General features: G+C 71.0%; 25 protein-coding genes and 2 riboswitches. Of the genes, 14 read left to right on the forward strand and 11 right to left on the reverse strand.

Translation table 11 applies throughout. The features are described 5' to 3' along the window. The first annotated feature begins 46 nt into the window (after positions 1–46). A complete protein-coding gene (locus MWN34_RS06485) occupies positions 47–1,150 on the forward strand; it encodes a sulfate/molybdate ABC transporter ATP-binding protein (protein ID WP_247027774.1) in 1,104 nt (367 codons plus the stop codon). Positions 1,151–1,358: 208 nt separating this feature from the next. Here the strand turns inward: MWN34_RS06485 and tmpT are convergent, their stop codons facing one another. The 4 genes from tmpT to recQ form a co-directional block, all read right to left on the reverse strand. Further along, positions 1,359–1,994: a thiopurine S-methyltransferase gene (tmpT, locus tag MWN34_RS06490; RefSeq protein ID WP_247027776.1), complete on the reverse strand. Its 636-nt coding sequence runs from the start codon at positions 1,992–1,994 to the stop codon at positions 1,359–1,361. Between the two features lie 170 nt (positions 1,995–2,164). Next, entirely contained in the window at positions 2,165–3,160 is a 996-nt protein-coding gene (locus tag MWN34_RS06495; RefSeq protein ID WP_247027778.1) for a YVTN family beta-propeller repeat protein, read from the reverse strand. A 17-nt stretch (positions 3,161–3,177) separates the two neighbouring features. Beyond that, entirely contained in the window at positions 3,178–3,723 is a 546-nt protein-coding gene (locus MWN34_RS06500; protein ID WP_247027780.1) for an SRPBCC family protein, read from the reverse strand. A gap of 122 nt (positions 3,724–3,845) precedes the next feature. After that, a complete protein-coding gene (gene recQ, locus MWN34_RS06505; protein WP_247027782.1) occupies positions 3,846–5,693 on the reverse strand; it encodes a DNA helicase RecQ in 1,848 nt (615 codons plus the stop codon). A gap of 139 nt (positions 5,694–5,832) precedes the next feature. Between recQ and cbiB the strand changes: the two genes are divergently transcribed. Next, positions 5,833–6,813, forward strand: coding sequence for an adenosylcobinamide-phosphate synthase CbiB (gene cbiB, locus MWN34_RS06510; RefSeq protein WP_247027784.1), 981 nt, complete (start codon positions 5,833–5,835; stop codon positions 6,811–6,813). On the opposite strand, the gene MWN34_RS06515 is transcribed toward cbiB, so the two are convergent. The 6 genes from MWN34_RS06515 to MWN34_RS06540 all read right to left on the reverse strand — a co-directional run bounded on the left by MWN34_RS06515 (position 6,803) and on the right by MWN34_RS06540 (position 10,858). Further along, entirely contained in the window at positions 6,803–8,275 is a 1,473-nt protein-coding gene (locus tag MWN34_RS06515; RefSeq protein WP_247027786.1) for a cobyric acid synthase, read from the reverse strand. The two genes, cbiB and MWN34_RS06515, sit on opposite strands and share 11 nt — an antisense overlap. Positions 8,276–8,300: 25 nt before the next feature. Beyond that, positions 8,301–8,534 (reverse strand): NINE protein, encoded by a 234-nt coding sequence (locus tag MWN34_RS06520; protein ID WP_247027788.1) that lies wholly within the window; start codon positions 8,532–8,534, stop codon positions 8,301–8,303. A gap of 105 nt (positions 8,535–8,639) precedes the next feature. After that, positions 8,640–9,293, reverse strand: a complete 654-nt coding sequence (cobO, locus tag MWN34_RS06525) for a cob(I)yrinic acid a,c-diamide adenosyltransferase (RefSeq protein WP_247027790.1) — start codon at positions 9,291–9,293, stop codon at positions 8,640–8,642. A 25-nt stretch (positions 9,294–9,318) separates the two neighbouring features. Continuing rightward, positions 9,319–9,837 (reverse strand): bifunctional adenosylcobinamide kinase/adenosylcobinamide-phosphate guanylyltransferase, encoded by a 519-nt coding sequence (cobU, locus tag MWN34_RS06530; protein ID WP_247027792.1) that lies wholly within the window; start codon positions 9,835–9,837, stop codon positions 9,319–9,321. A 28-nt stretch (positions 9,838–9,865) separates the two neighbouring features. Then, positions 9,866–10,636, reverse strand: a complete 771-nt coding sequence (locus MWN34_RS06535; RefSeq protein ID WP_247027795.1) for a CbtA family protein — start codon at positions 10,634–10,636, stop codon at positions 9,866–9,868. 18 nt (positions 10,637–10,654) lie between these two features. After that, positions 10,655–10,858, reverse strand: coding sequence for a CbtB domain-containing protein (locus MWN34_RS06540; RefSeq protein ID WP_247027796.1), 204 nt, complete (start codon positions 10,856–10,858; stop codon positions 10,655–10,657). Positions 10,859–10,891: 33 nt separating this feature from the next. Next, a riboswitch (cobalamin riboswitch) is annotated at positions 10,892–11,105 on the reverse strand. Between the two features lie 89 nt (positions 11,106–11,194). Then, a riboswitch (cobalamin riboswitch) is annotated at positions 11,195–11,397 on the forward strand. A 139-nt stretch (positions 11,398–11,536) separates the two neighbouring features. On the opposite strand from MWN34_RS06540, the gene cobW reads away from it, so the two are divergent. Genes cobW through MWN34_RS06575 form a run of 7 tightly spaced genes read left to right on the forward strand, consistent with a single transcriptional unit; the run spans position 11,537 to position 20,119 of the window. Continuing rightward, complete coding sequence (cobW, locus tag MWN34_RS06545; protein WP_247027798.1) at positions 11,537–12,601, forward strand: cobalamin biosynthesis protein CobW; 1,065 nt, start codon at positions 11,537–11,539, stop codon at positions 12,599–12,601. Between the two features lie 9 nt (positions 12,602–12,610). After that, entirely contained in the window at positions 12,611–13,249 is a 639-nt protein-coding gene (locus MWN34_RS06550) for an HAD family hydrolase (protein ID WP_247027800.1), read from the forward strand. Beyond that, complete coding sequence (cobN, locus tag MWN34_RS06555; protein WP_247027802.1) at positions 13,249–16,728, forward strand: cobaltochelatase subunit CobN; 3,480 nt, start codon at positions 13,249–13,251, stop codon at positions 16,726–16,728. The genes MWN34_RS06550 and cobN overlap by 1 nt, the downstream gene beginning before the upstream one ends. Continuing rightward, entirely contained in the window at positions 16,725–17,975 is a 1,251-nt protein-coding gene (cobG, locus tag MWN34_RS06560) for a precorrin-3B synthase (protein WP_247027805.1), read from the forward strand. Before cobN ends, cobG begins: the two co-directional genes overlap by 4 nt. Next, a complete protein-coding gene (locus MWN34_RS06565; protein ID WP_247027807.1) occupies positions 17,968–18,609 on the forward strand; it encodes a precorrin-8X methylmutase in 642 nt (213 codons plus the stop codon). Before cobG ends, MWN34_RS06565 begins: the two co-directional genes overlap by 8 nt. Then, on the forward strand, positions 18,606–19,349 hold the full coding sequence (locus MWN34_RS06570; protein ID WP_247027808.1) for a precorrin-2 C(20)-methyltransferase: 744 nt from the start codon (positions 18,606–18,608) through the stop codon (positions 19,347–19,349). Before MWN34_RS06565 ends, MWN34_RS06570 begins: the two co-directional genes overlap by 4 nt. Further along, complete coding sequence (locus tag MWN34_RS06575; protein WP_247027810.1) at positions 19,346–20,119, forward strand: precorrin-3B C(17)-methyltransferase; 774 nt, start codon at positions 19,346–19,348, stop codon at positions 20,117–20,119. The genes MWN34_RS06570 and MWN34_RS06575 overlap by 4 nt, the downstream gene beginning before the upstream one ends. Here MWN34_RS06575 and MWN34_RS06580 read toward each other — a convergent pair. Next, on the reverse strand, positions 20,074–20,877 hold the full coding sequence (locus MWN34_RS06580; RefSeq protein WP_247027812.1) for a cobalt-precorrin-6A reductase: 804 nt from the start codon (positions 20,875–20,877) through the stop codon (positions 20,074–20,076). The genes MWN34_RS06575 and MWN34_RS06580 overlap by 46 nt on opposite strands. On the opposite strand from MWN34_RS06580, the gene cbiE reads away from it, so the two are divergent. From cbiE to MWN34_RS06605, 5 genes are read left to right on the forward strand one after another with little or no spacing between them, the layout of a single operon-like run. Continuing rightward, complete coding sequence (cbiE, locus tag MWN34_RS06585) at positions 20,876–22,138, forward strand: precorrin-6y C5,15-methyltransferase (decarboxylating) subunit CbiE (protein WP_247027814.1); 1,263 nt, start codon at positions 20,876–20,878, stop codon at positions 22,136–22,138. The genes MWN34_RS06580 and cbiE overlap by 2 nt on opposite strands. Then, entirely contained in the window at positions 22,135–22,521 is a 387-nt protein-coding gene (locus tag MWN34_RS06590; RefSeq protein WP_247027816.1) for a cobalamin biosynthesis protein, read from the forward strand. The genes cbiE and MWN34_RS06590 overlap by 4 nt, the downstream gene beginning before the upstream one ends. Before the next feature lie 56 nt (positions 22,522–22,577). Then, positions 22,578–23,336 carry a precorrin-4 C(11)-methyltransferase gene (gene cobM / locus MWN34_RS06595; protein WP_247027818.1) on the forward strand — a complete coding sequence of 253 codons (759 nt, stop codon included), beginning with the start codon at positions 22,578–22,580 and terminating at the stop codon, positions 23,334–23,336. Beyond that, positions 23,333–24,649, forward strand: coding sequence for a cobyrinic acid a,c-diamide synthase CobB (locus MWN34_RS06600; RefSeq protein ID WP_247027821.1), 1,317 nt, complete (start codon positions 23,333–23,335; stop codon positions 24,647–24,649). Before cobM ends, MWN34_RS06600 begins: the two co-directional genes overlap by 4 nt. A 3-nt stretch (positions 24,650–24,652) precedes the next feature. Further along, positions 24,653–25,030: a DUF423 domain-containing protein gene (locus MWN34_RS06605; RefSeq protein ID WP_247027822.1), complete on the forward strand. Its 378-nt coding sequence runs from the start codon at positions 24,653–24,655 to the stop codon at positions 25,028–25,030. Positions 25,031–25,062 lie beyond the last annotated feature (32 nt).

Genomic DNA, 25,062 nt, shown 5'->3' on the forward strand with positions numbered 1-25,062 from the left:
TTCTGGTTAAATACTGTTCTTACATAAACGACGAGTAATTTCTGACATGACGGTCGCGGTCACGATCGACAAGGTGGGCAAGAGTTTCGGCGGTTCCGGCCCCGCGGCGCTGGACGACGTGTCGCTCGACATCGCCAAGAGCGAGCTGGTGGCGCTGCTCGGCCCCTCGGGTTCCGGCAAGACGACGCTGCTGCGCATCGTCGCCGGCCTCGAACAGCCCAGCCATGGCCGCGTATTGTTCGACGGGGCGGATGCGCTTTCGGTGCCGGTGCGCCGGCGCGGCATCGGCTTCGTGTTTCAGAACTACGCGCTGTTCCGCCATATGAGCGTGGCCGAGAACATCGCCTTCGGCCTGCGCTCGCGCCCGCGCGCCGAGCGGCCCTCCGATGCGCAGATCCGTTCGCGGGTTGCCGACCTGCTGTCATTGGTGCAGCTCGACGGCTATGGCGGGCGCTTTCCCGCGCAGCTTTCCGGCGGCCAGCGCCAGCGCGTCGCGCTGGCCCGCGCGCTCGCCATCGAGCCCAAGGTGCTGCTGCTGGACGAGCCTTTCGGCGCGCTCGACGCGCTGGTGCGCAAGGAGCTTCGCCGCTGGCTGCGCGAGCTGCACGAGCGCACCGGCCACACCACCCTGTTCGTCACCCACGACCAGGAGGAGGCGCTGGAACTCGCCGACCGGGTCGTGGTGATGGGCAAGGGACGGATCGAGCAGGTCGGCACCCCCGACGACGTCTATGACCGCCCGGCCAGCGCCGCGGTGTTCGGCTTCATGGGCGAATCGAGCCGCATCGAGGTGGACGTGAAGGACGGCATCGCGGTCGCCGGCGATACCGCCATCGCTGCCGCGACAAAGCCGGTGCCGGATGGGCCGGGCCTCGTCTATGTGCGTCCGCACGACATCTCGCTCGGCCTGCCGGGCACGCCGGGGCTGAAGGGCCGGGTGCGGGGCTTTCGCCGCCACGGCGCCATCCGCCGGGTGGAGCTGGAGGTCGGCAGCGGCCTGTTCGAAGCGGACATCGCCCCCACGGTGCGGGTGCCGGTGGGCGAGAAGGTCGCGGTGCGGCTGGATCGCGCGCGGCTCTTCGCCTCCGGAGGGGAGGGCGTGGACTGCCGCCCGCCGCCGCCCCATCAGCCGGGCGACTACGCGATCTGAGGCAGGGCGTTCGGGTCCGGCCCGCACAGGCCAGGCATCCACGCCTTTACGTCGCCATCACGTCTTTCTGCTCCCGTCATTCCGGACCGGCGCAGGACGATCCGGGATCGCGCATGCGCAGGACACCCTCCTGTCCGGCGATCCCGGCTCGGCGCGTCGCTTCGGCCGGGATATCGACGGGGAACGGCGACGCCGTGCGAGGCCCGCCTCACCGCGGGGCGAGGTGCCAGACGCTTTCCCGCGCCGGCTCACCTCGCAGTCCGCCCTCGACCTGCGCCTCCTCCAGAAGGGTAAGGCGATAAAGGGCGTCGTAGTGCCGGCCGACCTCGGCGGGACCAACCGAGAAGGGCGGGCCGCTCATCCGGCTCTGGTCGTATTGATAGGTCACGAGCATTTGCGCCGCGCCGCCGGTCAGTGCGACGAGATGCGCGGCGTAGAGCGTGCGCAGTGTCTCCGGCAGCGCGACCAGCGCTGCGCGGTCATAGATGGCGTCCACCGGCTCCAGCCGCGCGGCGTCGAGATCGAAGATGTTGCCGACGAAGATGGTCAGCCCCTCCGCCTCGAAGCGCTCCAGCGTGCCGGCGGCGCGGATGGTCGGCTCGACGCCGAGTTCCGAGAAGAGCTGCTCGACGGCGAGCCGGCTCAGCTCGGCGCCCGCGACCGCATGGCCCTGCGCCAGCAGCCAGTGGATGTCGAGGCTCTTGCCGCACAACGGCAGGAACAGCCGGGCGCCGGGGGCGAGGCCGAGCGCGGGAAGGTTGCGGGTCAGCAGCGGGTTGGGCGCGGCGGCGTGAAAGCCGATCTCGCCGCGCTGCCATTTGCCCTGCCAGAATGCTTCGTCCATCGCCGTCTCCGTGCCTGCGGCAAGGCTGGAGCCATCCATCGTTTCACGAAGTCGATGAATGGCTCCAGCGTATTGACTGGTCGCATTTTCCTCACGCGAACCGGTATCCGCTTCGCCCGAAAATGCTCTAGCCGATGGGCCTGAGCGAAAACATGACGACGTTCCAATCGTCAGTCGGCGCGCCGCAGGAAGCTGCCGAAGGCGCGCGGGCCGTCGGGCATGGCGATCTCCTTCACCACCTTGAGCGTGGCGGTGTCGATGACGCTCAGTGTGTTGGCCTCCCAGCTCGCGACATAGACCTCGCTGCCGTCGCGGGCCGCGGCGATGCCTTCCGGATAGTCGCCGACGGCGATGCTGGCCTTTTTCTCGAAGGTGGCGGTGTCGAAGGCGGTCACCGTGCTCGCATACTGGTCGGTGGTGAAGGCGAGGCCGCGCGCCAGCGCCACCGCATAGGGCCGCTCGCCGACCTTCACCGTGGCCAGCACGGTGCGCGCGGCGAGATCCACCACCGTGATGTCGCTCGAGGCGACATTGGCGACATAAGCGCGGGCGCCGGCATCGTCGATGGTCACGCCGAAGGGCTTGTGCCCGGTCGGCACGGTGGCGATGCGGGTGAGGGTCTTCGTGTCGATGAGGCTGATCTCGTCGGAATCACGGTCCGCCGACACCAGCAGCGCCCCGTCCGGGGTGAGGGCGAGGCCGGAGGGGGAGTTGCCGGTCTTCACCTTTCCGGCGATGGCACCGGTATCGGCCTCCACCGCGATCACCTGATGTTCGTACCAGTCGGCCACATAGGCCGGCGAGCCGGAGGGATGGACCGCCACGCCCAGCGGACCGCCGCCGACATCCACCCGCCGCTCGATGCGGCGCGCGGCGGCATCGACGATGGTGAGGGCCTTGCCGTCCGGGCTGGTGACGAACGCTCGCCTTCCGTCCGGCGACACCGCGATGCCGGCCGGCTTGTCGGGGATCGTGAGGCGGCTAACGATGGCGCGGGTCTTCAGATCGACGATCGACAGCGCGTCCGCCGGCTGCGAGGTGATGAAGGCCTCGTCCGCCCGCGCAAGCGGGGCGCAGCACAGGGCGAAGATCGCGCATAGCGCGACATGACGAAGCCGGCCCTTTGCGGCCGGCTCCGCTTTCCGCGGATACGCGATCCTGCACATGCCGAGCCTGTCGCGGCTCAGTTGGTGCCTTCGATCTTCTTCTTCAGGCCGTCGAGGCCCATCTTGTAGAGTCCGGTCACCGCCTTGATGGCCGCTTCGTCGCTCAGCTCCGGCGGCGGATCGTTGTTCTCGTAGCCGCGATAGAAGGCGCCGCGCCACTCGACCTTGGACTTGCCGCCGTCTTCCGGCGTGACGATCAGCCAGGACGAGTAGTTGTTCACCGGCAGCACCTTCACGTCGACCTTGTCGATCCGGTACATGAGGGTCATCTTTTCCGGCTCGAGCTTGGCGACCTCCTCGTCCACGGTGGCGCCGTTCTTGAGCGTCAGGGTGCGCTTGGCGCCGGGAGCATTGCCGCCCGTGCCTTCGGTCTTGGCGACGATCGGAATCCAGCCGCCGTCCTGGAAGTTCGAGACCACCGCCCACACCTTGTCGGCGGGCGCGTTGATCTCGATGGTCTCGCTGACCTTCTGGCGGGTTGGGCCATGGGCATTGGCGGCCGAAGTGAAGCCGACCATGGCGACAGCGGCCGCAGCGGCGACCGAAAGCAGGCTCAGATTCATGGTTTCCATCCCGAAAACGCGTTCAGACGGGCTTTTGCAGCCCGTTCGATCCCAAGATAAGCAGGCCTCGCCCGATCCGTGAAGCCGCCTTTCGACGGTGCCGCTGGGTGAGGCGTTCGGCCTCACCCCTTGAGCACGGCGAGGAATTCGGCGCCGAACGCGGCGAGCTTGGCGGCGCCGACGCCGCGGATGGCGGCCAGTTCGCTGCGCGTGCGCGGGTGCTCCACCGCCATCTCCTCCAGCGTGCGATCGGCGAAGATCACATAGGCCGGTACATTCCGATCAGCCGCCAATGTGCGGCGCAACGCCTTGAGGCGGCTCAGAAGTTCTGCCTCCGCCGGGGCAAGTTCCGGCCCGCGCGGGGCGGCCGGCCCGCGCTCGCGACGCCGCTCCGCAGGGGCGCGTGCGGTGAAGGGACGCTCGCCGCGCAGGATCGACCGGCCGGCCTCGGTGAGGGTCAGCGCGCCGAACCGTTCCGCATCGGCATGCAGCGCATGGGTGGCGACGAGCTGTCGCAGTAGCGCGCGCCATTCGCCCACAGGCCGGTCGGCCCCGGTGCCGAATTCGGCCAGCCGGTCGTGTCCCCGGCTCGTCACCTGCTCGTTCACCTGCCCGGTGAGGACGGAGGCGAGATAGGCGGCGCCGAACCGCTCGCCGGTGGCGCGGGCGATGCGGAGCGCGAGCTGGGCGGATTTCGAGGCGTCGACCACGCGGGGCGGGTTGCGGCACACGTCGCAATGGCCGCAGGGCCCGGCGCGCTCGCCGAAATAGCCGAGCAGCACCGCCCGCCGGCAGGTCACCGCCTCGCAGAAGCCGACCATCGAATCGAGCCGGCGCGCCTCCACCCGCTTGCGCTCCGGCTCGGAGGCCTCCTCCTCGATGAAGCGGCGGCGGGTCTGGATGTCCTCCAGCCCGTAGAGCAGCAGTGCTTCGGAGGGTTGGCCGTCGCGCCCGGCGCGGCCGATCTCCTGATAATAGGCCTCCAGCGTGCCGGGAGCATCGCCGTGGATGACGTAGCGCACATCCGACTTGTCGATGCCCATGCCGAAGGCCACCGTCGCCACCATCACGATGCCGGGTTCGGCCAGGAAGGCCTCCTGATTGGCCTGCCGCGCCTCGATGCTCATGCCAGCGTGGTAGGGCAAAGCGCGGATGCCGGCGGCGCAGAGGGCGCTGGCGGTCTCCTCCACCTTCTTGCGCGAGATCCGGTAGACGATGCCGGCGCTGCCCGCGCGCTCGCGCACGAAGCGTTCGATCTGCTCGGCCGGCCGGCGCTTCTCCTCGACGCCGATGAAGATGTTCGGCCGGTCGAAGCCGGAGATGAACACCTTCGCGCTGCCGCCGAACAGCCGGTCCACGATGTCGGTGCGGGTCCCGAGATCGGCGGTGGCGGTGAGAGCGACCAGCGGCACATCCGGGAAAGCCTCGCGCAACCGGCCGAGGCCCAGATATTCGGCGCGGAACGAGTGGCCCCATTGCGAGATGCAGTGCGCCTCGTCGATGGCGATGAGGCCGAGCTTCAGCCGCAAGAGGGCGGACATCATCCGCTCGGTCAGCAGCCGCTCCGGCGCCATGTAGAGCAGGCGCGTCTCTCCCGAAGTGACCCGCCGCCACGCTGCGACATTGTCCTCGCGCGAGCGGCCGGAATGGATTGCCTCCGCCGCGACGCCTTCCAGCTTCAGCGCGGCGACCTGGTCGTCCATCAGCGCGATGAGGGGAGAGACGACGATGGAGAGCCCGCCGAGCACGAGCGCCGGAAGCTGGTAGCACAACGACTTGCCGGCACCCGTCGGCATTACCGCGAGCGTCGGGGTGCCGGCGAGAACGGCATCCACCACCTCCTGCTGGCCGGGGCGGAAACGGTCGAAGCCGAACACGTCCTTCAGCACGGCGCGCTTGCGCGTTTCGATCTGCGCGGGCAGAGCGGTCGCGGGGGGGCTGGCTGAAGGCGGCGGCGTGTGCTCGTTCATCCCGTGTTCCGTGCTCCGCATCCTGACGTCCGACGAACCGCTCGGTGCCCGACGAGCCCGTCGACGCCGACGAACCCCTTGCCGAGAGCCCGTCGTGCGGAAATGGTGCGTCCATCCGTCTCTCACGCGAATCGGCCGCATGCCCGTCGAGCTTGCCTTCGGTTTAACCGCTCTTGCCCTGCTGTTCGAGGCGGCGCTGCCTTATCCTCAATGGCTGGTCGCCCGCATCGGCCATCCGGTGATGTGGGTGGGGGCGCTGATCGGCTTTCTCGATCGCCATCTGAACGACGAGCGGGGAGGGCCGAGGCTGCGCCGGGCGACCGGCATCCTGTCGCTCGTCCTGCTGCTGGCGCTGGTGGGCGTGCCGGTCCATGCGCTGGAATGGGGGCTGATGACGCTGCCCCTCGGCATCGTCGTCGTGGCGATACTCGCCTCCTCGCTGATCGCCCAGCGCTCGCTGCACGAATATGTCCGCCGCGTCGCCGAGGCGTTGCAGACCAGCGTGCCCGCCGGGCGCGAGGCGGTGTCGCACATCGTCGGGCGCGACCCGGAGGCGCTCGACCAGAGCGGGGTGGCGCGCGCGGCGATCGAGAGCCTCGCCGAGAACTTTTCCGATGCGGTGGTGGCGCCGGCCTTCTGGCTGCTGGCCGGCGGGCTCACCGGCGGCGCGCTCTACAAGACCGTGAACACCGCCGACAGCATGATCGGCCACAAGACGGCGCGGCACCTGCAGTTCGGCTGGGCGGCGGCGCGGTTCGACGATCTGGTGAATTTGCCGTGTTCGCGCCTGTCCGGCGGACTGATCGTGCTGGCGGCAGCGCTGATGCCGGGTTGTTCGGCGCGGGGGGCGATCAAGGCGATCCGGCAGGATGCCCGCTTCCACCGTTCGCCCAATGCCGGCTGGCCGGAGGCGGCGATGGCGGGCGCGCTCGGCATCGCGATCGCCGGGCCGCGCGCCTATCACGGCGAGATGATCGACTATCGGTACATGAACCGCGACGGGCGGCGCGAGCTGTCCGCCCGCGACATCCGCCGCGCGCTCCGGCTCTACACGGTGGCCGACGCGCTGCTTGTGCTGCTGGTGTGCACCGGCGCGGCGTTCCAGTTCTTCATGCCCTGATCGGGGCAGCAAGGGCGAGCAGCCGGTCAAGGTCAAGATGCGCGGCGAGATGGTCGGCCAGGGCGTCGAGCGCATCTTCGACGTCGGCCTCGTAGTCCAGCCCGCTTGGCCCGGCACCGAGCCGCCGCAGCCAGGCGGAGCGCTGGGCATCATCGGTGAACAGGCCGTGTGCGTAGGTCCCGATGATGCGCCCGTCAGGGGACACGGCGCCTTCCTCTCCCTCGCCCTTGATACGGGCGAAGGGGCGGGCGCGGCCGGGGCCGGTGGTGACGCCCATATGCATCTCGTAAGCCCGGAAGGGCCTGCCGTCGAAGGTGATGCCGGCGATCGGCACGAGGCGCTTGACGCCTGAAAGCACGGTCTCGACGTCGAGCAGGCCGAGGCCGGGAACGGTGCCGGCGTGACCCTCGATGCCTTCCGGGTCGGCGATGGAGCGGCCGAGCATCTGATAGCCGCCGCACAGGCCCAGCACCCGCCCGCCGCGCCGGACATGGGCCGCGAGGTCGATGTCCCAACCCTCGGCGCGGAAGGCGGCGAGGTCCGGGATCGTGGTCTTGGAGCCGGGCAGGATGACGAGGTCGGCATCGCCGGGCAGCGGCGTGCCGGGGCGGATGCGCAGCACCTCGACCGAAGATTCGGCGTCGAGAGGATCGAGATCGTCGAAATTGGCGATGCGCGGCAGGATCGGCACCGCGATCCTGAGGCGCGCATCGAGCTTTGCGGGGCGTGGCCCGTCCAGGCCGAGCGCATCCTCCGCCGGAAGACGGGCGGCGGCGGGCAGGAAGGGGATGAGGCCGAGCGCCGCCCAGCCGGTGCGGCTTGCGATTTCCGCCATGCCGGTGGCGAACAGCGCGGGATCGCCGCGGAAGCGGTTGACGAGGAAGCCGCGGATCATCGCCGCATCCTCGGGCGGCAGTACCATTTTCGTGCCGACGAGGCTCGCGATCACACCACCGCGGTCGATATCGCCGATCAGCACCACCGGCACCCCGGCGGCGCGGGCGAACCCCATATTGGCGATGTCGCCGGCGCGCAGGTTGATCTCCGAAGCCGAGCCGGCGCCTTCCACCAGAACGAGGTCCGCTTCGTCGCCGAGACAGCGGAAGCTTTCCAGCACGAAAGGCATGAGGGTGGGCTTGATCGCCTGATAGGCGCTGGCCTTCGCCGTGGCGTGGACGCGGCCCTGCACCACGATCTGCGCGCCGACATCGCTCTGCGGTTTCAGCAGGATCGGGTTCATGTGGACGGACGGCGCCACCCCCGCCGCGCGCGCCTGCAGGGCCTGCGCACGACCGATCTCGCCGCCGTCTTCCGTGACGGCGGCGTTGTTCGACATGTTCTGCGGCTTGAAGGGGCGCACCCGCAGGCCAGAGCGGGTGAAGGCTCGGGCGAGGCCGGCGACGACGAGCGACTTGCCGACATCCGAGCCGGTGCCCTGAAACATCAGTGCGCGCGCGGTCATGCGCGCGCGCTTCCGGGCGGGGGCGTCAGAAACGCCGGCCGGTGATCGCCTCCATGCGGCCGACACGTTCTTCCAGATTGGATTCCCGCACCATGCCGGGAATAAGGAAGAGGTCGATGATCTGCCCGATGCCGAGCAGGCCGACGGTGATCAGCCACAGCGCGCCGCTCCAGTAGCGCCCGGTATAGAAGCGGTGAATGCCGCAGATGCCGAACAGGCCGAAGATCCAGAACAGATAGGCGACAGGCGTGGATTTCATCGCGGACGCCCTCCAATGCGTGCCGCATTGCACATGGGTATGGGAGCCCGGCTTGACGAGAGGTGAGCCCGATGAATTTCGCGGCCGATGAGCCGGGCGGGCGCATCAGAACTCGATGCCCTTCTGCGCTTTCACCCCGGCGGCGAAATGATGCTTCACCAGTCCCATTTCGGTCACGAGGTCGGCGGCCGCGACCAGAGACGGCCGGGCATTCCGTCCGGTGACCACGACGTGCAGCCCATCCCGGCGGTTTGCCAGCGCGGCCACGACCTCGGCTTCGGGAAGATAATCATAGCGCAGCGCAATATTGAGTTCGTCCAGAACCAGCAGCGTGATGGCGGGGTCTGCCATCAGCTCCAAAGCCTTGTCCCACGCCCGGCGGGCGCTTGCCTTGTCACGGGCGAGGTCCTGCGTCTCCCAGGTGAAGCCATCGCCCATGGAATGCCACACCACGCGCTCGCCAAAGGCGGCGAAGGCGTCGCGCTCGGCGGAATGCCAGGCACCCTTGATGAACTGCACCACGCCGACCCGCCCGCCGCTGCCGAGCGTGCGCAGCGCGAGGCCGAAGGCGGCGGTGGACTTGCCCTTGCCCGGCCCGGTGTGGACCATCAGCAGGCCCTTCTCGATGGTCTTGCCGGCGACCTCGGCGTCCTGGACGGCCTTGCGCTTCTCCATCTTCGCCCGGTGGCGGGTGGCCTCTTCGGAGGAGAGGTCAGGCTTCGCGCCCGGTGTATCGGTCTGGTTGGTCTGCTCGGTCATGGCGTTTCTCCCGAGCCTCCGCGGCTCAGCGGCCGCGCTCGTCCTTCACGGTCATCGGCAGGCCGGCGACCATGAAGAGCACGCGATCGGCAATCTCGGCGATGCGCTGGTTCAGCCGGCCTTGCGCATCGCGGAAGCGGCGGGCCAGTGCGTTCTCCGGTACGATGGACAGCCCGACCTCGTTCGACACGATGACGATCTCGCCGTCGTGCCCGAGCAGGGCCGTGGTGAGCACCGCTCCCTCCATGTCGAGATCGGCCTCCGCCAGCATGCGGTTGGCGAGCCATAAGGTGAGGCAGTCGATCAGCACCGGCCGGCCGGGCGGAACGGTGCGCAGCGCGGCGGCGAGGTGGTGAGGGGCGTCGATGGTCTCCCAGCCCGCACCGCGCCGGCTGCGATGCAGGGCGATGCGGTCGGTCATCTCGGCATCATAGGCCTGCGCCGTGGCGAGGTAGCACCACGGTGCAGGCTGGGCTTCGATGAGGTGCTCGGCGTGCCGGCTCTTGCCGGAGCGGGCGCCGCCGAGGACGAGGGTGAGGCTCACGCGCGGATCACCCTCCCGGACATGGGCGTCACGCAGCCTGCGCCACGGGCGCCAGCGCCTGCTGGGCGCCGATGCGCGGTCGCAGCCAGCCGGCGAAGCCGCCGATCAGCACCCAGAACACGAAGCTCGCCAGGATGCTGGCGACCACGAAGCTGTGGTGCAGGCTCTCCGGGATCGGGGTTTCGTAGCTCGGCGGCTGCGGTGCGCCGATCACCTGCGGGGCGGCGATCAGAAGCACGCCGAGTGCGGCGAAGAGCGGCGAGCGGCCATAGATCATCAAGGCGAGGCCGATGGCGGTGGCCGCGGCGGTGGCCGTCCACCAGATCTGCCGTTCCATCAGGTCCGCCGCCGGCATGGCGGGCAGTTCCGGCGGCAGGCCGAGGCCGGGGGCAAGCGTGAACACCGCAAAGCCGGCGAAGCCCCACAGGATGCCTTCGCGCCAGGAGGTGAGTCCGCCCTTCAGCTCGCTCGCCGCCACCAGCAGCAGGGCGAAGCCGAAGCCGGTGAGGATGGTGAAGAGCACGGTGAGACCGTTGCGCTGGAAGCCGGCCGCCGGCTCCCATTCTTCCTCATCATGGGCATGCACCGCATGGTCATGGGGGGCTTCGGCCGCAGGAGTGGCCTGCTCGGTGGCCGGCGCGGGCGCCGCGGCGGCCTCCGCTTCCTCATAGACCTCGGCCTTGAGGATGAGCTGGGCGGTGGAGTTGAGATGGATCGCGGCGGTGACCGCGCCGGCGCCGATGCCCGAGAGCGCGGCGACGAAGAGGATCGTCCTCAGGAGAGGGCCAAGTCCGTTCATGATCGTTTTCCCCGCGCGTCAGTGGCAGGGGAAGGCATTGGCGTGGCGCACGTCATGCGAGGCGTTGTGCATCGCGCTGATGTGCGAGAAGCCGACGCCGCCGATCACGAACACGCCGAGCAGCGCGGCGATCGAGACGGCGAGGGCGCGCGCGGCTGGTGTCGCGTGGACGACGCCGGCGGAATGGGACGGAGCCGAAAGGTTCGGCGAGGCGGTGTTCATCGGGTCGTCTCCTGGCCCTCCACCCGAGGGCCGGCTGGTGTTGCGTCGACGGCCGGTCTCCTGGCTCGCGGGTCCTCGCCCGTCCCCCGCCTTCCCGGCACGAGGCCAGTGGCGTTCGGAGGAGGGCTCACCGCTCACAGTTGCGGGGGCAGCCACGGTTTCGCCTGTGCCTGAAGGGCAGCCGGCTCACCGCGTTCCCGTCTTGCGTCCCGTGCGCATCACGGGAACCGACGACATCGCGCCACTATAGAGGACCCCGCAGCCCCGGCAATGGTGCATCGCGGGGTTGGGGACAGTGGTCGTCCTCGCGCGTTGACTTTCGCCGGGGGCGCTCCTTTAGTGGGCGCGATCGACGGTTCCTTCCGCAAGGAGGGACGAAGAGGGAATGCGGTGCGGGGCGGCTGGCCCCAAATCCGCGGCTGCCCCCGCAACTGTGAGCGGCGAGCCGGCGCCATCGCCACTGGACGGCAACGTCCGGGAAGGCGGCGCGAAGGCCGTGACCCGCGAGCCAGGAGACCTGCCGTCGATCCGGTCGCGCGCCGGGCGGGGTGCCCTGTACGTGCGGACGGGCGGCTTTGAGGGCCGCCCCGCTTGGGTCCCGCCGCGCCACGCGGCACGGCCCATGGCCGGCGCGCCCCAGTCCTGTCGTACTTCCCTGGCCGCTGGAGAGCCGTGCTCATGTCCGATACACCCGCCGCCCCGCTCGTCCTCACCCGCGTGCCCTGCACGGTCGTCACCGGCTTTCTCGGCTCGGGCAAGACGACCCTGATCCGGCACGTGCTGGAGAACGCGAAGGGCAAGCGCCTTGCGGTCATCGTCAACGAGTTCGGCGATGTCGGCATCGACGGCGAGATCCTGCGCGGCTGCGGTATCGAGAGCTGCCCGGAGGAAAACGTCGTCGAGCTCGCCAATGGCTGCATCTGCTGCACGGTGGCGGATGATTTCGTGCCCGCTCTCGACACCATCCTCTCCCGCTCGCCGAAGGTGGATCACATCCTGATCGAGACCTCCGGCCTCGCGCTGCCCAAGCCGCTGGTGCAGGCTTTCCACTGGCCGGCGATCCGGAGCCGGGTCACCGTCGACGGCGTGGTGGCGGTGGTGGACGGTGCGGCGCTCGCCTCGGGGCAGGTGGCGCACGACCTCGACGCGCTTGCCGCGCAGCGCGCCACCGATGTCGCGCTCGACCATGACGACCCGGTGGAGGAGGTGTTCGAGGACCAGATCGCCTGCGCGGACCTGGTGATCCTGACCAAGGCCGACCTCATGGATGCCGAAGGCACGGCCCGCGCCGACGCGGCGCTGAAGCCCGCTTTGCCGGCCGCGGTGCGCGTGGTGCCGGTGGCGAACGGCGCGATCGACCCGGCGCTGATGCTCGGGCTCGGCATCGGCACCGAGGACGACATCGACAACCGCCGCACCCATCACGACGATGAAGCCGAGCACGACCACGACGATTTCGACAGCTTCGTGCTCGACATCCCGGAGGTGGCCGACCCCGCCGACCTCGCCGCCCGCATCATCGCGGCGGCGGAAGAGGCCGGCGTGCTGCGCGCCAAGGGCTTCGTACCGGTGGCCGGCAAGCCGATGCGGCTGCTCGTGCAGGGCGTGGGTCCGCGGGTGACGCACCAGTATGACCGTCCCTGGGGCGGGGAGGCGCGCGCTGGCCGGCTGGTGGTGATCGGGTTGAAGGGGCTGGATCGGGCGAAGGTCGAAGCGGCGCTCGGTCTCGCCGAAGCGGCCTGAGGACGCGGCATGCGCCAGCCTTCCCTCGTTCTGTTCGACATGGACGACGTGCTCTGCATCTCGGACAAGCGGGTCCGTTCGGCCCATCTCGCCCGGCTCTCCGGCGGCAATGCGGACCGTATCTATTCCGCGCTGTGGGACAGCGGCTTCAGCCATGAGGCGCTGCAGGGCGGGATGACAAACGACGTCTATCTCACCGAATATGGCCGGCGCATCGGCTATCCCATCACCCGCGCCGAATGGATCGCCTCCCGCAGGGCCTCGATGACGCCGATCCCCGAGGTGCTGGCGCTGGTTGAACAGGTGAGGCGTCGGGCGAGGGTCGCGGTGCTCACCAACAATGTGACGCTGGTGAGCGAGCATATCGACGAACTGTTCCCCGAACTGGTCGGCCTGTTCGGTGCGGACATCTTCGCCTCCGCCGCCTTGGGCGTCGGAAAGCCGGAGGCGGCGTGCTTCCACGTCTGCCTCGCGGCGCTGGGCGTTGCGCCGGGGGAGGCGCTGTTCGTCGACGACCTCGCGGTCAATATCGCGGGTGCGCAGGCGGCGGGGCTCGATGCCGTGCAGTTCACCACGCCGCGCAAGCTGGCGTCTGCGCTGGCCGCACGGGGTCTGGTGGCGCCCGAGGTGCTGGAGGCGGCGGGCTGATGCACATCCTCGCCACCACCAGCGCCAGCCTCGACGACCTCGTCGAGCCGATCGATCTCGGCCAGGCGCCGGGCGAGATGGTGGTGGCCTCCTTCACCGACAGCGACCTCGCCGTGCTGGCGCGGGCGTGGAAGGCGGGGCGGCATGAACTGCCTTCGCTGCGTCTCGCCCCGCTCGCCGCGCTGCGGCACCCGATGTCGGTGGATTTGTGGATCGACAAGGTGGCCTCGCGGGCGCGGGTCGTCGTGCTGCGCCTGCTCGGCGGACTCGACTGGTGGCGCTACGGCGCCGAACGGCTTTCCGCCGAAGCGCGGGCGCGGGGTATCGCGCTCGCCCTGCTGCCGGGCGAGGACCGGGACGACGACCGGCTGGCGGCGCTCTCCACCCTTCCGGCGGATGAGCTTGCTGCACTGCTCGCCTGTTTCCGCGCCGGCGGGCCGACGAACATGGCCGCGCTGCTGCGACGGATGGCAAGGCTGGCCGGCCGGACCTGCGAGGTGCCGCCGCCCCAGCCGGTGCCGCTGGCGGGAATCTATCACTGGGACGGCGAAGCCGGTCAGCGCTCCGCTCCCTCACCCCAGCTCTCTTCCCTGTGGGGAGAAGAGGCGGGTTGCTCGGGGGCGGGGGGCGCACGTCCATACGGCGAGCCGGAAGCCGTTTCACCGGAGCGGAGAGGGTTACAAAGCGCGCCGGAAACCCTCTCCCCCTCGGGGCGAAAGTTGGGTGAGGGGCCTTCGCCGTCCCCCGCTCTGGAGCCGTCTTCATTCCCCGACCATGCGCCTATCGTTCCCGTCCTTTTCTACCGCTCCATGTGGCTCGCCGCCGACACCGCTCCGGTCGACGCGCTGTGCGCCGCGCTGGCCGAGCGTGGACTGGCGCCGCGGCCGATCTTCGTCGCCAGCCTGCGCGAGCCGACATCGGTTGCCCTGCTGCGCGAGAGCTTCGCCGCCGATCCGCCGTCCGTCATCGTCACCCTTACCGCCTTTGCGAGCGCCGAACCGGGCGAGGACAGCGTGCTCGATGCGCCCTGCGTGCCGGTGCTGCAGGCCGTGGTCGCGACCACCCGGCGCGAGGCCTGGGCGGAGGGCGCGCGCGGGCTGACCGGCGCCGACCTCGCCATGCATGTCGTTCTGCCCGAACTCGACGGGCGGGTGCTGGCCGGCGCGCTTTCCTTCAAGGCCGCGGAGCCGCCCGATGCCGATCTCGGCGACGGCGCGGGCGGCGGACGCTTCATCAATGCGGTCGAGCCCGATCGCGTCGCGCAGGTGGCGGACCGGGTCGCGCGGCTGGTGAGGCTTCATCGCACGGCTTCGGGCGAGCGGCGCATCGGCATCCTCATTCCCGATTATGCCGGCGCGCCGGGGCGGACCGGCTGGGCGGTGGGGCTCGACGTGCCGGAAAGCGTGCGCCTCCTGCTCGGCGATCTCGCCGGGGTCGGTTATCGGGTGGAGGCGATCCCGCCTGATGCCCGCGTGCTGCTCGACGAGCTGGCGGGCGGCGAGGCGAGCCTCGACCTTGCCGTCTATCGCCGCCATCTCGCCGGTCTGCCGGAAGCCGCGCGGACGGCCATGCTGGCCGCATGGGGCGAGCCGGAGGCCGATCCCGATGTCGCGGACGACGCCTTTCATTTCCGGGCGAAGCGTTTCGGCCATGTGTGGGTCGCCATCGCCCCGGAGCGCGGGTCGCGGATCGAGCGGCGGGCGCAGTATCACGATCCCGCCTTGCCGCCGCGCCACGCCTTGCTTGCCTTCGGGCTGTGGCTGCGGGAGGTCGCCGGGCTCGACGCGCTGGTCCATATGGGCGCGCACGGCACGCTGGAATGGCTACCGGGCAAGCAGGCGGCCCTGACCGCCGGCTGTTTCCCGGAACTTGTGCTCGGCGCCCTGCCGGTTGCCTATCCCTTCATCGTCTCCAATCCCGGCGAGGCGGCGCAGGCCAAGCGCCGCATCGCGGCCGTCACCCTCGGGCACCTGCCCCCGCCCATGATCGAGGGAGCGGAGTCAGGGGAGCGCGCCGGGCTGGAGCGGCTGGTCGAGGAATATGCCGAGGCCGAGGGCCTGGATCGCCGCCGCCGCGAAAGGCTGGCGCGGCTCATCGTCGAGGAAGCCACCCGGCTCGGCGTCGCGCGCGAGGCGGGCGTCGCCGCAGGCGGCGAGGACATCGCGGCGCTGCAGGCGATCGACGGCTGGCTCTGCGACCTTAAGGAGATGCGGCTGAAGGATGGCTTCCACCTCTATGGCCGCGGCGCCTGCGGGGAGGAGGAGCGCGCCGGCCTGCTGGCGGCGCTGGACGGCCGGCGGGTGAAGGCGGGTCCGGCCGGCGCGCCGGGGCGGGGGCGCAGCGACGTTCTGCCGACCGGGCGCAACATCTTCGCCAGCGATCCGCGCACCTTGCCGACCCGGACGGCGATGGATCTCGGCCGGCTGGCGGCGGAGGAGGTGCTGCGCGCCTACCTTCAGGACCATGGCGCGTGGCCGCGGCGGCTGGTGCTCGACCTGTGGGGCAGCGCCTCGCTGCGCACCGGGGGCGAGGAAATCGCGCAGGGCCTCGCCCTGATGGGCTGCCGCCCGCTGTGGGATGCGGGCACCGGGCGGATTACCGGCATTGAGGTGTTGCCGCCGGCGGTGCTTGGCCGGCCGCGGGTGGATGTCACCTTCCGCATCTCCGGCCTGTTCCGCGACCTGTTCCCGGCGCAGATTGCGCTGATCGACGCGGCGTTGAAAGCGGTGGCGGCGCGTGAGGAAAGCGTCGAGGAGAACCCCCTGCGCGCCGAACCGGACGGCCCGCGCATCTTCGGCTCGGCGCCGGGCGCCTATGGGGCGGGTCTTGCCGATCTGCCGGAGGGCGTGCCCGACCGCGACGCGCTGGGCGCGGCCTATCTCGACAGCGCCCGTTTCGTCTATGGCGGGGCGGAGGGGATCGGCCGACCGGCGGGCGAGGCCTTCGCCGCGCGGGTGGCGCAAGCGGACCTGCTGCTGCACGGCGCGGACGATCCCGGCCGCGACCTGCTGGAAGGCGATGCGGACCTTGCCTTCATCGGCGGTTTCGCGGCGGCGGCGGCGCGGCTCGGCCATGCGCCCGACCTCGTGGTGCTCGACACCGCGGATCCGGCCCGGCCGCGCGCCCGGCCGCTGGCGCAGGCGCTGGCGCGCATCGTCCATGGACGGGTGGCGCCGCGCTACATTGCCGGGCTGCTGCGCCACGGCCCGCGCGGGGCGGCGGAAATTGCCGAGACGGTCGACCGGCTGGTGGGCTTCGCTGCCGCGACGCCCGCCGTCTCCGGACATCTGATCGAGCGGCTGCATGCCGCCTATGTCGCCGACACCGAGGTCCGCGACTTCCTCGCCGCGCAGAGCCCGGAGGCCGCCCGGCTCGTCGCCCGCCGATTTTCCGAAGCGCAGGCGCGCGGGCTCTGGCACCCGCGCCGCAACGATGTCGCGGCCGACCTCGCGACGCTGGCCGGGGAGGCGGCGCAATGAGCGGGGCTCCTGATCGCAGGCGCGGTGCTTGTCCGACGCTGCCCGCGCCGATGGCGACCGGCGACGGCCTGCTCGCCCGCATCGCCCTGGCCGCGCCGGCGATGCCGGTCGCCCTGATCGCGCTCGGCGCGCTGGCTAAGCGTCACGGCAATGGCCTGATCGACGTCACCGCGCGTGGCAAGCTGCAGATTCGCGGCCTCACGCCGGTGAGCGCGCCGCGTCTGGCGGCCGATGTGGCTGCGCTGACGGACAACGGCTTGCCCATCCGCGAAGGTCTGGAGATCCAGAGCGGCGCTTTGGCGGGACGTGATCCGGCGATGGCGTTCGATCCGCGGCCCATCGTCGAGACGATCGCCGCCGGGGCGGCCGGAGGACTCGCGGGCCGTCTCGCGCCCAAGGTCGCGGTGGTGGTGGATGGCGGCGGGGCGCTGCCGCTGGCAGGGTTGTCGGGCGACATCGTCCTTATGCCGGGCGGGGAGGGGCGGCTTGCCCTTTTCGCAGGCGGCGTTCGCCTCGGCACCGTGCCGGCGGAACGGGCGGCGGCAGCGACGCTCGCGCTGCTCCACCGGTTGGCGCAGGAAGGGCCTGCGGCGAGGATGACCGAGCTGGTCGGCCGTCACGGGGCGGAATCGTTCGCGGACAGGCTGGCCGGAACCGGATTCGCTGTGCAGCCGGGGGACGCCGCGCCTGCCCTTGCCGTAGAACCGATCGGCCGCTTTCAGCTGGCCGACGGTGGGCTGGCGCTGGGCTTCGGCGTCGCCTTCGGGCAGATCGAGGCGGACGCTCTCAGTGGGATCGCGGAGGTTGCCCAACGCCTCGGGGCTGATGGCGTCGCGCCCGTGCCGGGGCGGGCGCTCCTTCTTCTCGGCGTGAGGCCGGAGGCGGCGGAAGCCGTGCGAAAACAGGCTGTTGCGCTCGGCTTCATCGCGCAGCCGGACGATCCGCGCCGGCACATTTTCGCCTGTCCCGGCGCGCCGCGCTGCGCTTCGGGCCGGCTCCCGGCACGGGCGCTTGCGGGGCTGGTGGCGAACCGGCTGGGCGAAGGGCTGGGCGGGCGGGACCTCCACATTTCCGGCTGTGCCAAGGGCTGCGCGCATCCGGCTCCTGCGGACATCACGCTCGTCGGACTGGACGAAGGGGCCGGGCTCGTGCTGCAAGGCACGGCGCGCGGGGCGCCCGGTCGCCGGTTCGCCGCTGCGGACCTGCTCGACGAGGTCGCGCGCCTTCTGGAGACCGATCTTGGCTGAGCCGAACACCTTCACCTATGAGCGCGACGGCCGCGCGATTTATGAGCGATCCTTCGCCATCATCCGCGCCGAGGCCGATCTCTCCGCCTTTTCGCAGGACGAGGCCGATGTCGCCGTGCGCATGATCCATGCCTGCGGTCTCGTGGAAGCGGCCGGCTCCATTGCCTTCGGGCCCGGCGTGGTGGAAGCCGCGCGTGCGGCGTTGACGGCTGGTGCGCCGATCCTGTGCGATGCCGAGATGGTGGCCCATGGCGTGACCCGCGCCCGGTTGCCGGCGGGCAACGAGGTGGTGTGCACGCTGCGCGACCCGCAGGTGCCGGCGCTGGCGGAAAAGCTCGGCACCACCCGCTCGGCGGCGGCGCTGGACCTGTGGCGCGACCGGCTGGCGGGGGCCGTGGTCGCCATCGGCAATGCGCCGACGGCGCTGTTTCATCTCATGGAGATGCTGGCGGCGGGCGCGCCGAAGCCGGCGGCGATCCTCGGCATGCCGGTGGGCTTCGTCGGCGCGGCGGAGTCCAAGGACGCGCTGGCGAGCGGTGGGCATGGCGTGCCGTGGCTGATCGTGCGCGGGCGGCTCGGCGGCAGCGCGATGACGGCAGCGGCGGTGAACGCATTGGCGAGGCCCGGCCTGTGAGCGCGCTTTCCTCCACGCGCGGCCGACTGGTCGGGGTCGGCGTTGGGCCCGGCGACCCGGAACTCCTCACGCTCAAGGCGGTGCGGGCGCTGCAGGAGACCGATGTCGTCGCCTATTTCGCCAAGCTCGGCAACGGCAGCGTGGCACGACGCATCGCCGCCCCGCATCTGCGCGCGGGGACGGTGGAATTGCCGCTCGGCTATCCGGTGACGACCGAGATCCACCGCCATGACGACGCCTATCGCCATGCGATCGCCGGCTTTTACGACGCGGCGGCGGAGGAGGTGGCGGCGCATATCGAGGCCGGGCGCCATGTCGCCGTGCTCTCCGAGGGCGATCCTCTGTTCTACGGCTCCTACATGCATCTGCATGTGCGCCTTGCCCTGCGCTACCGGGCCGAGGTCATTCCCGGCGTCACCGGCATGTCCGGTTGCTGGTCGCAGGCGGGGACGCCGATCGCGCAGGGCGACGACGTGCTCAGCGTCCTGCCCGGCACGCTGGACGAGGATGTGCTGATCCGCCGCCTGATGCAGGCCGATGCCGCCGTCATCATGAAGGTGGGCCGCAACCTGCCGAAGATCCGCCGCGCGCTCGCCGTCGCCGGCCGGCTTCCGCGCGCTCTCTATGTAGAGCGCGGCACGATGGAGGGCTCGCACGCCATTCCCCTCGCCGAGCGGGGCGAGGAGCCAGCGCCCTATTTCGCCATCGTGCTGGTGCCGGGCTGGGAGGGGCGCGCGTGAGCGGGCGGCTGATCGTGGTCGGGCTCGGGCCGGGCGAGGCGCGCTTCCTGACCCCGCAGGCGGGTGAGGCTTTGGAACGTGCCGAGGCGCTTTACGGTTATGGTCCCTATCTCGACCGGGTGCCGGCGCGCAACGGGCAGAGCAAGATCGCCTCCGACAATCGCGAGGAACTGGGACGCGCCAAGGCCGCGCTGGCCCACGCGGCGGCGGGCGCCTGCGTCGCGGTGGTGTCGGGCGGGGATCCCGGCGTCTTCGCCATGGCGGCGGCGGTGATGGAGGCCATCGAGGACGGGCCTGAGGAATGGCGCGCGCTCGATGTCGAGGTGGTGCCGGGCATCACCGCCATGCTCGCGGTGGCGGCGATGGCGGGGGCGCCGCTCGGCCATGATTTCTGCGCGCTTTCGCTCTCCGACAATCTCAAGCCGCTGGAGCTGGTGGAAAAGCGCCTTCGGCTCGCCGCGGAGGCGGGGCTGGTGATCGCGCTCTACAATCCCGTCTCGAAGGCTCGGCCTTGGCAGCTCGACCGGGCCTTCGAGGTGCTGCGCGAAGCGCTGCCGGCAACGGTGCCGGTGGTGTTCGGCCATGCCGCCGGGCGTGCGGATGCGCGCATCGCGGTGGTGCCGCTCAGCGAGGCGCGGGGCGGGATGGCGGATATGGCGACCTGCATCATCATCGGCTCGTCCGACACGCGGCTGATCACGCGCGAAGGCCTGACGCCGCTGGTCTATGCGCCACGTTCGGCCATGGGCGCCGCGAAGGCGGCCGGATGAGTGCTCGGCGGCAGCGCCTCGATGAAGGCGAGTACCCCGGCGACACTTGCCACTGTCGGCACGTCCGGCCGGGCCGGCGGAGTGACGAGCACGACCTTCAGGCCGAGCGCCCGGGCCGCGGCGATCTTGCCATAGCCCGCCGCCCCGCCGCTGTTCTTGGCGAGCACGATCTCGATGGCGTGCGCCTCCAGCAGGGCGCGCTCGTCCTCTTCCGCGAAGGGGCCGCGCGCCTCGATGGTGCCGGCGAGCGGCACGTTCAGCGGCGGCTCGACAGGATCGACGCTGCGCAGCAGATAGAGGTGCTGCGGCGCGGCCTCGACGGTGCGCACCTCGTTGCGGCCAAGCGCGACGAAGACGCGGCGTGGCACGGCGCCCAGGGCCACGACCGCACCGGCGACATCCGGCACCTCGCACCAGTCGTCTCCCGCCTGCCGCTGCCAGCAAGGCCGGGCGAGGGCGAGCATCGGCACACCCGCCCTGCGGGCGGCGTTGGCGGCGTTGGCGGAGATGGCGGCGGCAAAGGGATGTGTGGCGTCGACCAGAGCGTCGAACCCTTCCTGCCGCAGGACGCTCGCAAGGCCATCCGCCCCGCCGAAACCGCCGATGCGGGTCGGTACGGGCAGCGGCGCGGGGTTGCGCGTGCGCCCGGCAAGGGAGACGGTGAGGGCGATGTCGCGGCGCGACGCGAGCGCCTCGGCGATCTGGCGCGCCTCGGTCGTGCCGCCGAGAAGGAGGATGCGGCGGATGGAGCCCTTCATGGCTGACGCCCCGGTGGAGAATGGCGCGCACCATGCGCAGGCCGGGCCGTGGCTGTCCATCGTCGGCATCGGCGAGGATGGCGCGGCGGGCCTGCCTCCGGCCGCGCGGGCGGCGATCGAGGCCGCGGCGTTCGTCCATGGCGGGCGGCGGCATCTCGCACTGGCACGGGACCTGATCCGTGGCGAAGTCTGTCCGTGGCCGAGCCCGTTCGAGGCGGGGGTCGCGGCGATTCTGGCGCGGCGCGGACAGGCGGTCTGCGTGCTCGCCTCAGGCGATCCATTCCTGCACGGGGTCGGCTCGGTGCTCGCGCGCCATGTGCCGGCGGCCGAGATGCGGGTGATCCCGGCGCCCTCCGCGTTCAGCCTCGCCGCCGCGCGACTGGGCTGGGCGCTGCCGGATATCTCCACCGTGTCGCTGCATGGCAAGGCGATCGAGCTGGTGCGCCCGCATCTCCATCCTGGCCGGCGCATCCTCGCGCTCACCTCGGATGGCGCCGGGCCCAGGGACATTGCGACGCTTCTGGTGGCGAGCGGCTTCGGCGGTTCGGCGCTGCATGTGCTGGAAGCGTTGGGCGGGGCGGACGAGCGCGTGCGGCGGGGCACGGCCTCCGGTTTCGCGCTGGCCGATGTCGGGCCGCTGAACGTGGTCGGCATCGAGGTCGTGGCGGACGAGGCAGCGCGTCTCGTCGCCCTGACGCCGGGCCGGCCGGACGATCTTTATGAGCATGACGGCCAGCTCACCAAGCGCGAGATCCGGGCGATGACGCTGGCGGCGCTGGCCCCGCGACGGGGCGAACTGCTCTGGGACATCGGTGCCGGAGCGGGTTCCATCGGCATTGAGTGGATGCTTGCCGATTCCTCGCTGCGCGCCATCGGCATCGAGGCGCAGGGGGAGCGCGCCGCGCGGGCCCGGCGCAATGCCGTCACGCTCGGCGTGCCGGGACTGATGATCGTGGAAGGAAAGGCGCCCGACGCCTTGGCCGGGCTTCCGCCACCGGACGCCATCTTCATCGGCGGCGGGGCCAGCGCGCCCGGCGTTCTTGAGGCGGCGGAAGCGGCGCTCGGCTTTGGCGGGCGGCTGGTGGTGAATGCGGTGACGCTGGAAACGGAAGCGTTGCTGCTTGCCCGCCATGCGGCGAAAGGCGGAGATCTCGTGCGCATCGCCGTCTCCCGCGCCGCGCCGGTCGCCGGCATGACCGGCTGGCGCCCGGCCATGCCGGTGACGCAGTGGAGCTGGGTGAAGCCGGGAGGCGCGACGTGATCGTCGCCGGTGTCGGCAGCCGTCGCGGGGTCACGGCGCAGGAGGTGCGCGCGGCGGTCGAGGGCGCGCTGCAGCGCTATGAGGTGAAGCTCGGCGAGGTCTCGCTGATGGCGACGCCCGCGCTCAAGGGCAGCGAGCCCGGCATCATGCGGGCGGCGCTCGATCTCGGCCTGCTGCTGGTCATGGTACCGCAGGCACAACTCGAGGCGGCGGGCGCCCGTGCGGTGACCCATTCCGAGCGGGTGGTGGCACTGATGGGCGTACCCTCCGTGGCGGAGGCGGCGGCGCTTGCCGCGGCTGGCCGACGCTCGACCCTGCTCGGTCCGCGCTTCGTTCTGGGTCCCGTGACCTGCGCGCTGGCCCGCGAGGGCAACCGTCCTTAAAGGATTTATCGTTCAGAGCCTTCCCGGCAGAAACGGGACGTGCTCGGGGAGCCGCCATGACCGTGCATTTCATCGGCGCCGGGCCGGGCGCCGCCGATCTCATCACCCTGCGCGGGCGCGATCTGATCGCGCGCTGCCCCGTGTGCCTCTATGCCGGCTCGCTGGTGCCGACCGAGATGCTCGGCTGGTGCCCGCCCGGTGCCCGCATCGTCGATACCGCGCCGCTGTCGCTGGACGAGATCGAGGCCGAATATGTCGCCGCCGAAGCCGCCGGCCTGGACGTGGCACGGCTGCATTCGGGCGATCTTTCAATCTATTCGGCAGTGGCGGAGCAGATCCGGCGGCTGGAGGCGCGGGGCATACCCTATACGCTCACCCCCGGCGTGCCAGCCTTCGCCGCCGCTGCCGCCGTGCTTGGGCGCGAGCTTACCGTACCGGAAGTCGCGCAGAGCGTCGTACTGACACGCTTGTCGGGCCGCGCCTCCGCGATGCCGGCACGTGAGGAACTGGAAGTCTACGCGAAAACCGGCGCCACGCTGGTGCTCCACCTCGCCATCCATGCGGCCGAAGCGCTGGTGCAGCGGCTGTTGCCGGTGCTCGGTGCCGATTGTCCGGTTGCCGTGGTGGTGGAGGCGACGCGGCCCGGCGAGAGGATGATCGTCGGCACGCTGCGCGATATCCTCGGTCAACTCGCGCGCGATCCGGTGGAGCGCACAGCCCTGATCCTCGTGGGTCGCGCGCTCGGTGCGGAAGGCTTCCGCGAGAGCGCGCTTTACGACGCCGGCTACCAGCGCCGCTTCAGGGGCCGGTCATGAGCGCCTCCGCCCTCATGATCGCCGCGCCGCGCTCCGGCTCCGGCAAGACCACGGTGACGCTCGGCCTCATAGCCGCCCTGCGCCGCAAGGGATTGCGCGTCGCCGCCGCCAAGTCGGGGCCGGACTATATCGACCCGGCCTTCCACGCCGCCGCGACCGGACGGGCCGGGCTGAACCTCGACTCCTACGCCATGGCGCCTTCACTCGTGGGCCATCTCGCCTCGGATGCGGCCGAGGGTGCCGACCTGCTGCTGGTCGAGGCTTCGATGGGGCTGTTCGACGGCATTGCCGGCGAGACGGGTCGTACCGGGGCGGGGGCGGATCTTGCCGGCGCGCTCGGCCTGCCGGTTCTGCTGGTGGTCGATGTGTCCGGGCAGTCGCAATCCGCCGCGGCGCTGGTGCGGGGCTTCGCGAGCCACGATCCCCGCGTGCGCATCGCGGGGGTTGTGCTCAACAGGGTGGCCAGCGAGCGCCACCGCATACAGGCGAGCGAGGCTATCGCCGCGCTCGGTATCCCTGTGCTGGCCGCACTGCCGCGCGAGGCGACGCTGGCATTGCCGGAGCGGCATCTCGGCCTCGTGCAGGCGCAGGAGCATCCCGCACTCGCCGGCCATCTGGCGAGTCTGGCCGACTTCGTGGCGGCCCATGCCGATCTCGATGCCATCGCCGCACTCGGCACCCCGCTGCACGTTGCGGATGCGCCCCCGTCGGGCCCGGCGCTGCCGCCGCCCGGACAGGTGATCGCTCTCGCCCGCGATGCCGCGTTCAGCTTCATCTACGAGCATGTGCTGGAGGGCTGGCGTCGTGCCGGCGCGCGGATCGTGCCGTTCTCGCCACTCGCCGACGAGGCCCCGGATGCCGCGTGCGATGCGTGCTGGCTACCCGGGGGCTATCCCGAGCTGCACGGCGCAAGGCTGGCCGCGGCAACCCGGTTCGCAGAGGGCATGCGGCGCTTTGCCGAAACCCGTCCGGTGCATGGCGAGTGCGGCGGGTTCATGGTGCTGGGCACGGCCATCGAGGATGCGGAGGGCGTGCGCCATCCCATGCTCGGCCTGCTGGGCCATGTGACGAGCTTCGCTCGCCGCCGGCTCAATCTCGGCTATCGCCGCGCCCGGCTTCTCGCGACCTCGCCGCTCGGGCCGGCGGGCGGGGTGGTTCGCGGACATGAATTCCACTACGCCACCGTGACCGATAAAGGGGCGGACCAGCCCCTCGTCGCGCTGGCGGACGGCACGGGGCGTGACCTCGGGCCAAGCGGTGGCCGGCGCGGACGGGTTTCGGGAAGTTTCTTTCACGCCATTGCAGGAGAGTGAGCGATGAACGCTCTGCGCCGCCTTCTTGTCGGGCTCGCGGGACTTTACGGCGCCGCCGGCGTGGCGCTGTCCGCGGCTGCCGCCCACATGGCGGTCGATGCCAGCCTTGCGACGGCCGCACAATTCCTGCTGTTCGGCGCGCTCTCCCTGCTCGGCATCACGGCGTTCGCCGTGGCGGGCGGGCCGGGCTGGTCCTTCGCGGAGGTCGGCGGGGCGATGATCGCCCTCGGCACGGCTCTGTTCAGCGGCGCGATCGCCATGCGCATCCTCGTCGGCCTCGTGCTGTTCCCGATGGCGGCGCCGACCGGGGGCACGCTGACGATCGCCGGCTGGCTGGTAGTAGCCCTTGCGGCCTTCGAGCGGCGCGCGCGACCGACATGAAGATGAGCTTCGTCTGACGTGAAGCGGTCAAG

The organism is Ancylobacter crimeensis (assembly GCF_023016805.1).
Classification (GTDB): Bacteria; Pseudomonadota; Alphaproteobacteria; order Rhizobiales; family Xanthobacteraceae; genus Ancylobacter; species Ancylobacter crimeensis.

Bases quoted from the DNA above. Each gene is read 5' to 3' on its own strand.
- MWN34_RS06515 (WP_247027786.1), bottom strand. From the start codon at position 8,275: ATGACCGCGCGCGCACTGATGTTTCAGGGCACCGGCTCGGATGTCGGC.
- cbiE (WP_247027814.1), top strand. From the start codon at position 20,876: ATGGCTGACGCCCCGGTGGAGAATGGCGCGCACCATGCGCAGGCCGGG.
- cobG (WP_247027805.1), top strand. From the start codon at position 16,725: ATGAGCGGGGCTCCTGATCGCAGGCGCGGTGCTTGTCCGACGCTGCCC.
- MWN34_RS06605 (WP_247027822.1), top strand. From the start codon at position 24,653: ATGAACGCTCTGCGCCGCCTTCTTGTCGGGCTCGCGGGACTTTACGGC.
- MWN34_RS06485 (WP_247027774.1), top strand. From the start codon at position 47: ATGACGGTCGCGGTCACGATCGACAAGGTGGGCAAGAGTTTCGGCGGT.
- cobM (WP_247027818.1), top strand. From the start codon at position 22,578: ATGACCGTGCATTTCATCGGCGCCGGGCCGGGCGCCGCCGATCTCATC.
- tmpT (WP_247027776.1), bottom strand. From the start codon at position 1,994: ATGGACGAAGCATTCTGGCAGGGCAAATGGCAGCGCGGCGAGATCGGC.
- cobO (WP_247027790.1), bottom strand. From the start codon at position 9,293: ATGACCGAGCAGACCAACCAGACCGATACACCGGGCGCGAAGCCTGAC.
- MWN34_RS06540 (WP_247027796.1), bottom strand. From the start codon at position 10,858: ATGAACACCGCCTCGCCGAACCTTTCGGCTCCGTCCCATTCCGCCGGC.
- MWN34_RS06520 (WP_247027788.1), bottom strand. From the start codon at position 8,534: ATGAAATCCACGCCTGTCGCCTATCTGTTCTGGATCTTCGGCCTGTTC.
- cbiB (WP_247027784.1), top strand. From the start codon at position 5,833: ATGCCCGTCGAGCTTGCCTTCGGTTTAACCGCTCTTGCCCTGCTGTTC.
- MWN34_RS06600 (WP_247027821.1), top strand. From the start codon at position 23,333: ATGAGCGCCTCCGCCCTCATGATCGCCGCGCCGCGCTCCGGCTCCGGC.
- MWN34_RS06535 (WP_247027795.1), bottom strand. From the start codon at position 10,636: ATGAACGGACTTGGCCCTCTCCTGAGGACGATCCTCTTCGTCGCCGCG.
- MWN34_RS06550 (WP_247027800.1), top strand. From the start codon at position 12,611: ATGCGCCAGCCTTCCCTCGTTCTGTTCGACATGGACGACGTGCTCTGC.
- cobN (WP_247027802.1), top strand. From the start codon at position 13,249: ATGCACATCCTCGCCACCACCAGCGCCAGCCTCGACGACCTCGTCGAG.
- recQ (WP_247027782.1), bottom strand. From the start codon at position 5,693: ATGAACGAGCACACGCCGCCGCCTTCAGCCAGCCCCCCCGCGACCGCT.
- MWN34_RS06580 (WP_247027812.1), bottom strand. From the start codon at position 20,877: ATGAAGGGCTCCATCCGCCGCATCCTCCTTCTCGGCGGCACGACCGAG.
- MWN34_RS06495 (WP_247027778.1), bottom strand. From the start codon at position 3,160: ATGTGCAGGATCGCGTATCCGCGGAAAGCGGAGCCGGCCGCAAAGGGC.
- MWN34_RS06500 (WP_247027780.1), bottom strand. From the start codon at position 3,723: ATGAATCTGAGCCTGCTTTCGGTCGCCGCTGCGGCCGCTGTCGCCATG.
- cobW (WP_247027798.1), top strand. From the start codon at position 11,537: ATGTCCGATACACCCGCCGCCCCGCTCGTCCTCACCCGCGTGCCCTGC.